10 protein-coding genes are annotated in these 14,200 nt (G+C 40.2%); 2 read left to right on the forward strand and 8 right to left on the reverse strand.

Features of this window, described 5'->3' with window-relative positions:
* Positions 1–11 precede the first annotated feature (11 nt).
* Positions 12–239: a hypothetical protein gene (locus tag PHU20_RS19290; protein WP_274827048.1), complete on the reverse strand. Its 228-nt coding sequence runs from the start codon at positions 237–239 to the stop codon at positions 12–14.
* A gap of 603 nt (positions 240–842) precedes the next feature.
* Here PHU20_RS19290 and PHU20_RS19295 point away from each other — a divergent pair.
* The gene (locus PHU20_RS19295) at positions 843–1,376 is read left to right on the forward strand and encodes a hypothetical protein (protein WP_274827049.1); all 534 of its coding nucleotides are present in this window, start codon (positions 843–845) and stop codon (positions 1,374–1,376) included.
* On the opposite strand, the gene PHU20_RS19300 is transcribed toward PHU20_RS19295, so the two are convergent.
* The 7 genes from PHU20_RS19300 to PHU20_RS19330 form a co-directional block, all read right to left on the reverse strand.
* Positions 1,373–3,277 (reverse strand): hypothetical protein, encoded by a 1,905-nt coding sequence (locus tag PHU20_RS19300; RefSeq protein WP_274827050.1) that lies wholly within the window; start codon positions 3,275–3,277, stop codon positions 1,373–1,375. The two genes, PHU20_RS19295 and PHU20_RS19300, sit on opposite strands and share 4 nt — an antisense overlap.
* Before the next feature lie 546 nt (positions 3,278–3,823).
* Complete coding sequence (locus tag PHU20_RS19305; RefSeq protein WP_274827051.1) at positions 3,824–5,527, reverse strand: ParB/RepB/Spo0J family partition protein; 1,704 nt, start codon at positions 5,525–5,527, stop codon at positions 3,824–3,826.
* 365 nt (positions 5,528–5,892) lie between these two features.
* The gene (locus PHU20_RS19310; protein WP_274827052.1) at positions 5,893–7,971 is read right to left on the reverse strand and encodes a prolyl oligopeptidase family serine peptidase; all 2,079 of its coding nucleotides are present in this window, start codon (positions 7,969–7,971) and stop codon (positions 5,893–5,895) included.
* 69 nt (positions 7,972–8,040) lie between these two features.
* Entirely contained in the window at positions 8,041–8,187 is a 147-nt protein-coding gene (locus PHU20_RS19315; RefSeq protein WP_274827053.1) for a hypothetical protein, read from the reverse strand.
* 94 nt (positions 8,188–8,281) lie between these two features.
* Positions 8,282–9,988: a helix-turn-helix domain-containing protein gene (locus tag PHU20_RS19320; protein WP_274827054.1), complete on the reverse strand. Its 1,707-nt coding sequence runs from the start codon at positions 9,986–9,988 to the stop codon at positions 8,282–8,284.
* Positions 9,989–9,996: 8 nt separating this feature from the next.
* The gene (locus PHU20_RS19325) at positions 9,997–11,286 is read right to left on the reverse strand and encodes an HlyD family secretion protein (RefSeq protein ID WP_274827055.1); all 1,290 of its coding nucleotides are present in this window, start codon (positions 11,284–11,286) and stop codon (positions 9,997–9,999) included.
* Positions 11,279–13,477, reverse strand: coding sequence for a peptidase domain-containing ABC transporter (locus PHU20_RS19330; RefSeq protein ID WP_274827056.1), 2,199 nt, complete (start codon positions 13,475–13,477; stop codon positions 11,279–11,281). The genes PHU20_RS19325 and PHU20_RS19330 overlap by 8 nt, the downstream gene beginning before the upstream one ends.
* Before the next feature lie 193 nt (positions 13,478–13,670).
* On the opposite strand from PHU20_RS19330, the gene PHU20_RS19335 reads away from it, so the two are divergent.
* Positions 13,671–13,817 (forward strand): hypothetical protein, encoded by a 147-nt coding sequence (locus PHU20_RS19335; protein WP_274827057.1) that lies wholly within the window; start codon positions 13,671–13,673, stop codon positions 13,815–13,817.
* The last annotated feature ends 383 nt before the right edge of the window (positions 13,818–14,200 follow it).

The following is a 14,200-nucleotide window of genomic DNA, read 5'->3' on the forward strand; positions in this document are numbered from 1 at the left end:
TTCTATGTCTTTTATATTAATCGATGGAAAAGCTCGTCCTGATCGACGCCGTGGTCCATACAGGCCTCTTCGAACTTATCGAAGGAAAATCCGGGGCGGGAAAGGGAATCCATGAACTGGGCATGGGCCTTTTCCAGATTTGTTTCCCTGGTTTCTTTTTCTTTTTTGGCCAGCAGGGCATCGTTTTTGATGTTTTCCGTTGCCTGTGACCAATGGATTTCAGTGTTACGAGTTTTCATGTACTATGTTTTTATTGATTGATAAGGAAACTGTTGGAATCTTTCGTGTGATCCCTTTTCAGGTATCCCTTGAAAAGAAGGGCATTGAAGGAAAGATCGAAGGACTTGGTCGAAATTGATTTTTTCAGTTCTTCATAGGTTTTGGAGGTGGTTGGTGTGATGTGTAGGGAAAGATTATCCAACAACTCCTTTTGGGTTTTGGTTATTTTTTTCTGCGTGCCATTTCCAAATTGTTTAAGATTAATAATTCGCTTTCAGAGAAAGACGAAGTGAATTATTAATCGAGTTTGGAAAAGGTGGTGGTGCGGACAGCGCCGTTAGGGTCTTGTGTTATAAAAACTAAAAATATGTCGTATTGGACTTTGAATTTGACACACTAAATCGACCTGTAACCCCTAAAAAACAACAATAAAAATCAAATGTGACATCTTTTTGTCGTTTTATGACAAATAACTGTCGTTTAATTTGTTGTATTTGGGAAACCTTTATATATTGCACACGATATGTTGAATACAGCATAAATAGATATTGAAAAAACAAAGCACTACTAACGTCCATGTAGTGCTTTTTTTGTATCAGGGAAGGGCTATTGTCCAAAGGGTTATGAGGAACATCGATAAAATAGTAAAGGTAAGCGGTCGATCTTTAAGGACTGTCCAGCGGTTCATTGCTGAAATCGGGATCAAGGATATTGATGGTCAGACCAGCGATATTATCAACCTGATATGTACTTATTTGCTTATCGATGGTGCAAATAAAAAGACGCTAAGGGATACGATAAAAAGGCAGATAGAATCATTATTGGACAATGTTGAGGAAAAGTTCGATAGTGATTTCAAGAAGTATCTTTTAAAGGAATCGGACCTTAAGAACGAACTTTTAAGGAACCTATCAAGGACTTTGGAATCGAAGGATGAGGCAATCTCCAGGATGGGGGATTCCCTTGGCCGGCTTTCCTTGGACCTGGTAAGGTTATTGGACGATATCTCTATGTTGAGGATAGAGGATAAAGGCACTGTTCAACGGCTTTATGACAAGAACGTACTGGCCGATCTGTTGACCGACCTTTCAGTGGACAGTGAGGCTTACCTCGCGGTAAGGGCACTGTTGGACAGGCTTAACGATAAGAGGGGTTAGGCCGTTATCTTCAATAATCTACTGTACTTATTGATTCTTGCACTTATCTCGATTACCTTGTCCGGGTCGTTACCTGTTTGTTCAATGGGTTCCCTCACTACATGGTCCCTCCAATCTTCTGAATATATTTCCCTGAAGGATAGGTCCATCCTTGAACCATGTTTGGATAATATGGTTTTAAGCTTGTTGTGTACCGTTTCGGCATCTCCCCGTCTAACGTACAGTGCATCATGTTTGGTAAGGAAAGGCTCTTGAATGTTCAGGGTGCTGTCTACAACGAACATCGAGGCTTCCTTTCTTTGATTGATTACGGAAAGGAGTTTCCATCGATCATAGGAACTATATCCGAACTGTTGATGGTCGAACCCTCGGTTCTTTAGGTGGGTAAGGGCGAAAATGGTGTTCCTGTAACGATCCGAAAAAGCCTTTACCACGGTATTGTCCTTGTAGAAAAGACGAGGGGTTGGACCGAACAGTACCCAGGCCAAAAGATCCTTTTTTATCCGTTCATCGGGATAGTCCGGTGAAATCCTTTTTATCAGTACGAGCATTTCTTTGCGGAATTCGGTGGTTCCCATGGAAAAACGTAAATGTTGGAGTTCGTTGAAGAGACGATCGTACCATTTTTTTGAACTCATGAAAAGTTCCCTAAGATGTCGGTTGAGATAGGTTTCACCATTGTAATTGATCTCCGGCAATAGATGTAGGTCATGGATTTCCTTTTTGAAATTGATACGATGGTGCTTGAAAACATAAGAGTGCATATCTTCAAGGGTAATTGTTCGGACCTTGTAATACTTCTTTTGTTTCTTGGCTATTTTGATTTCATTACTTAGGTGTTGGTAGGCTTTTTTATAATATCCCCCTATCCTGAATACCTTTTCCAGGTAGTCTATTGTGGTGTTCCATTGGGTATTGTTCCCATCTATCTCAACAAGGTTTTCCCCGTCCATCTTAACAAAGGGCATAATGTCCTTTGGTGTCTCGGTAACAAGAGTAAACAGCCGGTTGGTCTTGCTATCATATGCAAAACGTAGGAAATCATGTTCGCCTCTTGCTATGGCCTCATACTTACTTATGATAAGGGACCGGTATTTCCTTTTGAAATATAGTCGCAGTGCGCCCTCTATCCTGGTATAACCATAATCCATGTGATAGGGATCCATTCCAAAGGACCGCATGATCCCGGTAATGTTCTTTTTGGTTAAGCGGTTGTTTTTCAAGGTCCTTAAAAAAGCTATCATCCGTTCCTTGCTTCCAACTTGGGACCTGATATACCTGCTGATGGACAATAGATCCGTGGTTGGGTATTTCATGTCCATATATTCCCATACTTCAGGATTGATGCTGAGTTTCTTTATACATTGATATTGTTTTCGCGCGGGGCCGAAACTACTCAATACCTTTTCGGAGTAAGTCGCCTGTACCTTATCCAACTTACTTTTTAGGATAGGGTTGGATATGGGAAAGGGGGTTAATTTAGGCTTTATACCGAATAAATTAGTATTGAGTTTATACCTCTTGGAGTGGCCTTTGAACATGCGCCTTGTTCCGTCCTTGGATTCAATAGTAGTGGTGATCTTAAAGGTGCCCTTACAATGGAGTATCTGTCTTTTGCCATTTGGTTGTATTAGTGTGAAGTCATAAGGTGCACTTACCGGAATGATGTATTCTGCAGCGATAAGGTTATTGATATAAAATGAGTAGACCCCTCCGAAGAGATTGCGTAGAACGGCGCTTGAAAGCTCCACCCCAGTATTCTGGGAGTGGCCGGATATTTTGTTCTTGTAATATATGATGCCCAATAAGTAAGCATAACGCTCGTGGCATTTGTAAGAATCCCGGATCGAGCGCACCGGCAACGACCCAACGTCCGCCTTTTCAGGTAGTTGAATGTTCATAAACTAGATATTTAGAAAGGGTGTCCAGTCCTTCCGTTAGCGTGAAATTAGAAAAAGAAACTAGAAAAAGAAAAAAAATCGAGGAAAAAGAAAATATTCATTGAGAACATGGCAACATACCAATCTGGAATTTTCAAAAAAGACATATTAAACCACAGGAAGGCAGGAAGGAACAACCGACCAAGGAACCGGCCTTATTATGTTGCCATTATTCAAGATCCTTTAAGGACAGTCCTGGAGGCAAGGATAGGATGACGGGGTGTAAGTCGATTGAGAGGTATGTCCGATAAAAAAAAGTTATTGAGTTTCCCGAGATTTCAAGAATTGCAATTCCATAGGAAATGAAGAAACCACACGATAAACAAAATATGGCAACATACCAATTAGGAATTTTCAAAAAAGACATATTAAACCACAGGAAGGCAGGAAGGAACAACCGACCAGGAAAGGCCTTATTATGTTGCCATTATTTAAATAGGGTTCTATGGAAGAACATAAAAAAATCCGCAAGCCCTAAGGCCTACGGATTTTCACTTTCCAAGGGGATTATCCCTTTTGGGCGGACAGTTCTTCTTCAAGTTCTGTAATTCTATCCTGGAGCCGCTTTTCCCTAAGGCTTAATGATTCGGCATAAGAGGCCTCGATAGTCTCTATTTCCTTTTTACAATAATCTTTCAGGGCGACGTAGAATGAGTTGTTCACCAAGTTGTTGGTATGGTTGCTTTCCCCGAAATGTACGTTTTGGAGCAGCAGTAACCTTATAAGTTTGTTGAAGGTGTCCTTTTTGAAGTTCTTTTTGAAACGTTGGACGTTTTTGGATACATCCTTCGGTTGGTTCTTGCCATAAAAACCATCAATGAATTTTCGCTTGGTACCATAACCGATGGTATTCTCGTATAGTGATATGCAAAAGGCGACCATTTCGTTCTGGGTTAGGGCTTTTTTACTGTTAACATAATCAGATTCACCTATGGCCCGGACCATTTCCTCGAACTCTTTGTTTCCTTCTATTTGCTTTTTACGGAGTTCCCTATCCTTGATTTTCTGTATTTTTTCCTTAGGGGTACAATCGTCCATTTTCTTCTTATCGATGGGAACTGAGTTCTTTTCCTTTGGTGTTTCATTTTCGATTAAAACCAGCACTTCTTTGACTTGATAGGTCCTAGTATTGAACAAAAGTCCTTTTAAGTAACCTTTTTCTGGTGCATCGTGAAAAGCTTGGAGTTCCTCTGCATATAGGGCCATGGCTTCATTGAATTCTTGTTCGAGTTCTTCTTTGGTAAAATCCATCCAATGGTTTTCTTCTTCGATCTGTTCCTTGGTTGGGATGACCGGTTGCTCGATGTAGTCTAAATCATCCAGTATGTAGGGAATTAGTCCATTCTCCTGAATTATCGACAAAACCAGGGCATTATGGCTACTGTCTATGTTGTATTTATAGATTTCCGGAACCAATAACGTGCCATCGGCCTTCACTTGTTCGATAAGTTGTAGTAGGGTCTTCGATTTCTTAGCGGTAAAACAACTGGACTTGGTACAGATCTGTTTGTCGTCACCGAAAAGGTTTCCTTGGTTTTTTGAATTGAAGGGGCATAGTGCGCAAGGCCCGGCATCAGGAAGTAACTTGGCATCATCCAATTGGAAAGGTGCCTCCTGTAGGTCGAACATTTTATTTGAAATGGCATTCTCTACGGGATAGCTCCTGAAGCCATCTCCCATTGTATCTAGGAACATTTCCTGGTCTGCCTTGGGGAACATCGCTATTTTGACGGCCAGGGACAAGGTGAGTTCCTTGCTTTTTACGAACGGTCTGAAGCCTTCTATTAGATTGGCGAGCTTTATCCTGCCATAAATGAACTTCAGTGTACGTCCGATCCGATGGGATATTTCCTCTGCGGTGTATTTTTCCAGAAGATAGGCTATTGCTTCAGCTTCTTCAAGTGGTTCTACCTCCTGTCGTTGTAGGTTCTCTATTATCTGGACTTCTGATATGACGGTACTGTCGAAATCCCGCACGATACAGGGTATCGTCTTAAGGTTGGCAAGTAAGCTGGCGCGGTATCGTCGCTCTCCCATGACAATGATGTGCCCATCCTTGTCCGGTCTCACGGTTATGGGCTGTAGCACCCCGAATTTTTCGATACTGAGGGAAAGTTGTCTCAGCTGTTCCTCGTCAAAGGTTTTACGGGGCTGGTTGGGATCCGGTTTGATTGCTGTCAACTGCAATTCCTGTACGCTTGTGTTTTCCATTTTAAATGATTTTTAGTTAAACATTATTTGTGCGGAACACAAACGGAAGACAAAATTTTGGAGCGTAAAGGAAACGGAATAAAAGAGAGGAACGAACGGTTTATGCCGTCCCTTTCACCGATAAACATTTTGCGAGTTTACCTTAGTACAAATATTGATTCAACATCTCTGTTTTCTGCTCTTGGTTATTACTGGCAGTGTATTTATAAATTAAAGGAAGTGAAAATAAGGCTGGAATAATTGAACGGGGCATTTTGTCCTATTTTTGGTATAAAGCCATTTATATGTATAATAATAAAGAAAATATAGTTAATATAGTTAACTATTAAGAACAAAAGGAAACATTCATCCTCAGGTCATTCTACTTATAGTTCTTTATCGAAGAATAACATTGCCGAAAAACCTTCATTTGGAACATAATGACCTTCATCCTCGTAAACATCCAAAAGATAAGTGCGTTTTGGGTCGGGGCAGTAATTCTGCAACAATGCTATATACTTGGCCGTATTGTACAGAGGTATTTGTTCGTCCAATGCTCCTGACATCATCAACGTACTTGGGTAAACCGTGTTCTTTTTGAAATTAACCACCGGGTCAAGTGCCATGAGTGATTTGAATCCCTCAATGGTCTTTAAATTACCGAAATCATATTCATGGTTACTGGCGTCAAAGTTTTTTTGATATCCCAATCTTAAAGGATTCAAAGTAGGGACTGCCCCTACAAATGCCTTGAACATATCAGGATTTTCGTTAACCGCCATTCCCGCGGTAATGCCCCCTGCACTGGAACACCACACTCCCAATCTGTCTTTGTCGACATAACCTTGGTCCTTTAAATATTGGGAGCACCACAAGAGATCCTTCCAAGAATTGAATTTTTTTTCCTTGATTCCGTCTTTATACCATTTCAGTCCTTTTTCCGCCCCGCCCCTTACATGGGCAACAGCGAAAACATTTCCCTTGGAAACGAAATCCAAAATGGAAATATCGTAAAAAGGTTCTACTGAGAAACCATAAGCCCCATAGGCATAAACGACTCCCTTACCTTTGCTGTCCTGTTTATTCTCCCGGTTTCTGATTATGGTCATTGGGACCATAGTACCATCATGGGATTCTACCTCTATGATCTCCGTAATGATATCGTTAAAGGAATCAGGGGTTTGTCTGGTTAGATTATCAAGGGGCTTTATCTCCAATGAATCGTTGATACTTAAAAAGGAAAGGTCGTATTTCCAATCGTTCTTTGTTACGGTTATTTCATTTGATGTGGTGGATGTATGGTAAAATTGAATATCGGAAATAGGATAATCCAGATCTATTATTTCCGATTTTCCTTGGTTATCGACATAATATAAAGTCTCATCCGTCCCGTTTCTTGAAGTAATGACATAAACATTGTTTTCTGAAATGGCATAATCGGTAATGACCACATCTTCTATTTCGGGTCTGTAAAGAACCACGTCCTTGGTGGGGTCGCCCATTGATTTCAAGGTTGATCGCACCAATGTCTTTTTTCCTCCGTTATATCTTAGGAAATACATACTGGTATCCCTTTGTTTGGGCCAATATAGTATGCTGTCTTTTTGATCATATATATGTTCCCAAACATAATCCGATTCAATATTGGAAATATCCGCGCTATATCCAGTAAAATGTTCGCTTGCCGTAATGACAAATACCTGTAGTTTGTTCGATCCGACGGATATGTCCGGGCGTAAAAAATCCTCGTGATCATAATCTTTGACCTGACTCCCGTCGAATATGACCTTTATGGCCCCGGTTCGGATATTGGCCATGGCTATATAGGAATCCCTGGAACCTTCTTGGTTCGGCCATCCGGTAAATGCGATATGCTCGCTCGATGCCCATACGGCCCAAGAGGCCTGCTCCATGTTCATGTCCTTGTCCGTTTCGAATAATATATTGCCGCTTTCGGTGGAAATCACCTTTAAAAAATCCCCGTTCTCATCACTGATGAAAAGTATGAATTTGGAACCGTCGGGGTGGGGGGAATAAAAATGGACGGTATTGTCCATTGAGGTTGAAAAAACCGGTATTTCGCCCTTTCCCGAAGAATCACTTTTAAAAAGAATCTGTGTACTATCGTTGTCCAGCCAATGAAAACTATGCTCTTTATAGGATTTGTACCAGTAAGGTTCGTAATAATCCCCTAGATGAAGGTCGTTTAAATGTTTCGCTGCACCCTTTCTGTCCACTGATTTATAGTAATCGGCCACAATACTGTCTTGTTTCAGTAACCAATTTTGGTTAACTTCTTTTTTGATGTCTTCCAAATTGGAGTAGTCATTATTGTACTTGATACCGAACTCTTCAATAGTTGTTCTGTTGTTGTCTAGCTGAGGATAACTTAATGTTTTTGAAATTTCTTGTGAACAGGACAATAGAAATGAGAATGAAAGGATAACAAAACAACTGTATTTCATAATGTGAATTAAGATTAAAAAAAGCCCCTTTAATTGGGGCTAATAAAAATAGCTATAGAAAATTACCTATTAAAAAATAGGACCAGATTTTTTCTTTTCACCTCCTTTTTTAAGGACGTCCTTTTTATCGGTTACGGGGCCTCCATTTCCTCCAATAGTGTTCTTTTTTAAGGATTCGCTTAAGGTTTTTCCTAAATTAAATGTACTTTTTTTCATAGTGGTTCTGTTATTAAAGTTATACGTTTTGTGTGTATAAATATAAAAAAGTATTATTATTATACCATAACAATATGATAATCAACGACGCAATTTACGTATTGCGTTTGATGATTTCGTCCATATACATGGAAGGCGTTATGTTATTGTTCTTCAGTTTATTTTTTAGTGCCCTACTAAAGGTATCTTTGGAATTGAAGCCGAACTCTTGAATGATACTGTTTATGCTCTTTTTTTTATAATCGAAGTTTTCACTTGTGGTTGTAATGAAGTCTTCGATTCTTAGGTCCGTTATATAGACTCGAAATGATTTTTCTTTATAGATGTTTATGGCTTTTGAAATATAGGTCCTATTGGTCTTTAGGATACTTGACAATTCGTTCAAATCTACATTTTTATCCCTATATCCCTTATTATCCTCCCATGCGTTCAACTTGTGGAGTGCTATTTGGATTGAAGGTTCTATATCATCGGTATTTTTCTTTGGTTTCTTAACCAAGGTGGATGTAGGTGAATTTGAAAGATTGTCAAGATAATCAGTTAACGTGCTTTTTGCTTTTCTGTATTTATAATAGTAATATACAAGTATGGATATCACAATGGTGATAATAGTGCCGAGAAATAGGGATAGATGTGATTTATTTTCGTTCTCCTTGATTAATCCTGCCCTTTCATTTCTCAATTCCTGTATGGAATATCCAGGAACGTCAACGATCTGTGATAATTTCCTGTTTTTTGTAATAAAACTATCCACAAATCGTATACTTTTCAAATATTCCATCTGTTCGGATACGTTCTCTTCTTGTATAGCTATTTCCATTAAATGGATAAGTACTTCTTTACTTTCTAATCCAGGTGGCAATTCGTGCAGTTTTGAAATAGAGTCGTACCTCCTAAAATATTTCGTTTTCGATTCCTGATGTCCCAATTCACCTTCTATAACACCTAAATTATAATATACATCCATCAATTTTTGTCCCTTTATATAAGGCACGGTTTTTTTGAGTGCAACTAGAGCCGAATCAAATTGGTTTTTGAACATTGCCAGTTTACCACTCCAAATATTCATTTGGACAGGGTCACTTATTTCTATGTCTTTATTGATGTCTTTTAATTTTTGTAGATAGTGATCCAGGGAGTCCGGTTTTTTATGGTTTATATAAAATGTAATGAAACTTTCCAATATTGTGCCCTCCAATTCGTTTTTTAATTGGCTGTCCTTTTCTTCCCACTTTTGTGTTTTTATCAATTTAAGGACATCATGGTATATTTTAATGGATTCGTCCGATCCGGTTTGTTCACCTTTAACGGTTGCTATCCATATCAACGAACGTATTTCTATTTCAAAGTTTTTACTTCTGACGGCCAGGTCGTGGCTTTTTTCGAACTGACGGATAGCCTTCAAAGGTTCTTCTTGGTTATAATAGACAAAACCTTTTATCAAATCCGCTTCATAATAATAGAAATCTTCTGGGTTTTGGCTGATATTTATTAATGAATCGGCATACATCAAACCATAGGGTTTTTCCGCCCTATATGCCATGGCCGCGTAAACCTTGGAGAGATTGATGGAATCATTCTCAAATTTTGCCTTTTCAGATAGTTTCAATGCCAATTGCAGAGCACAAATACTGGGCCCTTCATAATAAATAAAGGCCGACGCTAATTCGGATATGGGAAGGCTATCTATAACCTTATCATTATTTTTACATTGATCCTGTGGGTATATAGGATGAATTACTCCTAAACAAACCACTAGACTTGTTGCAATGAATGATAATCTAATTATTGGTTTGAACATTGTTCTCATCAAGATTGTATGTTTTTTCTTAGGTTGAACATTATCCTTTCGAATAGACTAAGTTCATTCAATAAAATATAGGCCTGGCCGTTCATGTTCTGTTTGAACTGGAGTTCTTTACCGAAAGTGGTCGTTAGACCGTTAATGGAAACATCTACCAGATAATACGGTATGGTTTCGGATTTGGGTACGTCCGATAGGGATTTTACCCTACCCTCCAAGGCCCCCCATTGGGAAAAAGGATAGCTTTCTATATGTATCAACACTTTTTGGCCCTTTTCCAACTCACCGGTGTTTTGGACAGGGACCTTGCATTTGGCGAAAATATGGTTATTTTCCATCGGCACTATGGTGAATATGTTCTCGCCTTCTTCGACCTCTTGGTTGGTGGACCAAGAGTCATAGGTCGAGATCTTTCCGTCAATGGGGCTAATGAAGAGGTATTGTTCCTTCCAATTCTCTATTTCCGATATTAAGGATTGTCGGTGTAATTGGAGAGTGGAGAGGCTCATCACCGAATTACGGGTCAAATGGGACTGTGAGCTCTTTGCCCGGTTGGATATGTCGGAAAGGGAAATCCGTAAGGATTCAAGTTCCTCCTGATCCTTGTTCTTTTGGCTCAAGAGATCCAGGTACTCCCTTTTTTTTATATCCATTTCGTTTTCGGAAAACACCCCTTTTTCATAGAGTTCCCTATACTTCTTTAGGTTCTTTGCACCGGTGGTAAGCTTGTCCATGGAATTTCTCAATTGTTGTCTTTTCGCCGCTATCTGGTTGTAAGTGGACGATTTGCGTTCCTGTAGGCTTTCTATATTGCCTTGCTCTATTTCCAGGCTTTGCAAAAGGATATGGGATAGGTAGGATTCTACGAAGGTTGTATAAGCGGTCTGTATTGAAGGTCCGAGCTTCAGGTCTGTAGGGTAGAAATCCAACAACCCATCCACGGTCAGGTCCGTGGAATTATCAATATTAAGGGTACTGTCCAGATAAATAATGTCCCTGAAATCCCCAGGGGATTTCAGGACGGCCAGTATTTCCCCTCTTTCCACATGGTCGCCGGAGGTAATGTTTATGGAACGTATGGTTCCGTTGGTCCTGGCCAATAATGTGGCCGGGGGCGGATTGCTCGTTATGAGGGCCTCTGCAGTGATGGTCTGGTCGAAAGAAACGAAAAAACCGAATATCAATAAAAAGGCAACCGTAAACAGGCTTATGGCGTTGCCATAGGTCAGTACCCTTTTCGAGGTCTTGCCTATAAATTCCTCCGAACCGTTAACGAATTCTATTTCATCAGACATTTCCCAGTTGGTTTTTTATTAGTCGGGAATAGCTTCCCTGGTTTCTCATCAATTCAGTATGGCTTCCCTTTTCTATGACCTTACCCTTGTCCAATACTATTATCTGGTCGGCATTGACGACCGTTGATAGCCTATGGGCTATGATTACCACGGTCTTGTCCTTGGTAAGGCCATTGAGGTTGTTCTGTATCTCGGTCTCGTTTATGGAATCTAGGGCGGACGTGGCCTCATCCATAAGTAAAAAATCCGGATCCTTGTACAATGCCCGTGCTATAAGGACCTTTTGTGTTTCCCCTCCGGATAATCTTATGCCCCTTTCCCCTACCCTTGAATTAAGACCGTTCGGCATCTCAGGTATTAATTCGTCAAGTTTCGTGCATTTCAACACGGCCTTTAGATGCTTTTGGTCCAGTTTTTCATTCGATTTGGATTCCGTTATGTTTCTCAGGATGGTATCGTCGAAAATCTTTCCGTCCTGCAGTACGGTTCCACATCGCTTTCTCCATTCAGATATGTTGACCTGGCCCAGGTTTTCTCCTCCCAATGTTATTTGTCCCTTTGTCGGTTCCCTGAAGCCCAATATTAATTTGAACAATGTGGTCTTTCCCGATCCGGAAGGCCCGACTATTGCCGTTGTGCGTCCACTTGGTATTGTTAGGTCAAGATCTTTGAAAATGGAACCCTCCTTCCCCATGTACCCGAATGATACGTTCTTGAAAACAATATCCATGGGACCTTGGTCCAATGATAGGACATCTTGGTTTTCGTCCTCGGATTCCTCTTTGAATACTTCGGACAGCCTGGTCAATGCGAGATTGGTTTCCTGGAGTTCCAACATGAAATCCACGCTCCTACTTAAGGGAACACTCGTTTGGGCCAAAATGAACTGGATGGCCAGCATGGAACCTAGGGTCATCGTACCTTCGACCACTGCGAGGGACGATACCAAAAGAATGACGATGTTGCCACTACTTCGTATGATTTCTGCAAGGTTCTCCTGTGTATTCTGAAGTTTCAGCTCCTTGCTCTTTACCTTGATCACCTTCAATTGGTTCTCGTACCATTCCTTCTTTCTCCTTTTTTCCGAACCACTGGTCTTTATATCGGCAATGTTATCGATCAGTTGGAGCTCCAATCCCTGTCCTTTTGACTTAAGGGCAAAGGACTGATGGTCCAAAATGGCCCTTTTCTTCATAAAAAGCGATACCCATAAAACGTATAGAAAACTTCCCATCAGGAAAATTCCGAAAATCTTAGGGCTATATACGAACAACAATAAAGAAAGGACAATTAGGATGGTCGAATCATAAAGGGAGTCCAAAAGGTATCTGGTAAGGAACGATTCTATGCGGTCACTATCATTGATCCTGTTTATTATATCCCCTTTTGACCTTCTTTGTAAAAATGAAATGGGCAATGAAAGTAACTTGCCCAAATAAGAATCCAATAACTGCAGGTTCAATCGCATGGAAAGGAAAAGTAAGATCCATTTCCTTATTATCTCAACGAAAAAAGCGATAAGCAGGAAGAACAACTGTCCTATCACAAGAATCCATATCAAGCTTTTGTCCTGGAAGAATATCCCTTGATCCACGATGGATTGGGTCATTATGGGCAATAGGGTCTGCAGGATACCGGCTACCACCAGTCCAAAGATCAGGGAAAACAATACTTTTTTTTCACGTAATAAACCCTTTAATAAGGAGCGGTATATGAACGAATTGCTTTTTTTTCCCTGACTTATATATTCTTTGTCAACGAACCCGTTGGGTTCCAAGAGCATGGCGATACCCTCCGCCTGGTCTTTTTCCTTCGGGTTTTGGGTCCATCCCTCCAGAAAATCCCGGTAGCTCAATTTATATTTTCCCTTGGCCGGATCGGAGATATGGACATTTCCCTTTTTTATGGCGTGGACCACCAGGAAATGGTTTTGTTCCCAATGGCAGATACAGGGCAACGGTGCCCGGTCTTTCAGATCCTTGAAGGTAAGTATGATGGAATGGTGTTCAAAACCTATTTTTTCAGCAGCGGATTCGAGCATGGCCAAGTTGATACCGATCCGTTCGAAATCAAGTTCCTCCCTTATTCTTTCCAGGTCGATTTCATGGCCATAATGCCGTGCCACGATTTTCAGGCAGGTCGGCCCACAGTCCCATGAATCGAGTTGTTTATAGTAAGGGAATCCTCTCATTTATTATTAAGTGATCCTAAAAATATAAAGAAAAGGGCAACTCTCATAAATAAACGTTAACATTCGTTAAATGGTCAATTACAATGGATTATAAACGCAATTTATAAATTGAGCAGCGATTGATCAATTGCGATCGCACCAACATTGCGGTATTGTGGTATTATTACAATATTGCTTTATCAAATAAAAAACCATGAAAAACAGAATCAACGTAAACGATGTCACCGGCGAGGGTATCTCTTTGAACAGTTACTTGGAATCCATGTACATCAGGGAACTGGTCGTGGTCCATATTGCAGATGAGACCATGCTTAGGTCATCCAATGGGGCGGTGGCATAGGCACCTTTCGTTATAATCGAAAGGATGGACAAATAGAGAAAGGACAAATTCTCGGCATTACATAAACAACTGTTTTATAGCTGTTTATGTTTATTTAAATGCTTAGAAAGGACACTATCTCGGTAATATTGATGGCCATTCACATGTGAATTCCCCAAGGTTTCGCTCTTAAAAGATGTCCTTGAAAATATAATAATATCATAATATTATAGAAAGGACAAATTCTCGGTATTACATAATCCATTGTTATACAGTAGTTTAAGTGCATTTAAGTATAGAGATAGGACACTATCTCGGTATTGCAGGCATCGTTCTGTTTATATACCTTCCATGGATCATATCTTTCCAACCATTTGGTTTTTAAATATGATAATATCATAATA

The organism is Maribacter polysaccharolyticus, from assembly GCF_028882255.1.
Taxonomy (GTDB): Bacteria; Bacteroidota; Bacteroidia; order Flavobacteriales; family Flavobacteriaceae; genus Maribacter_A; species Maribacter_A polysaccharolyticus.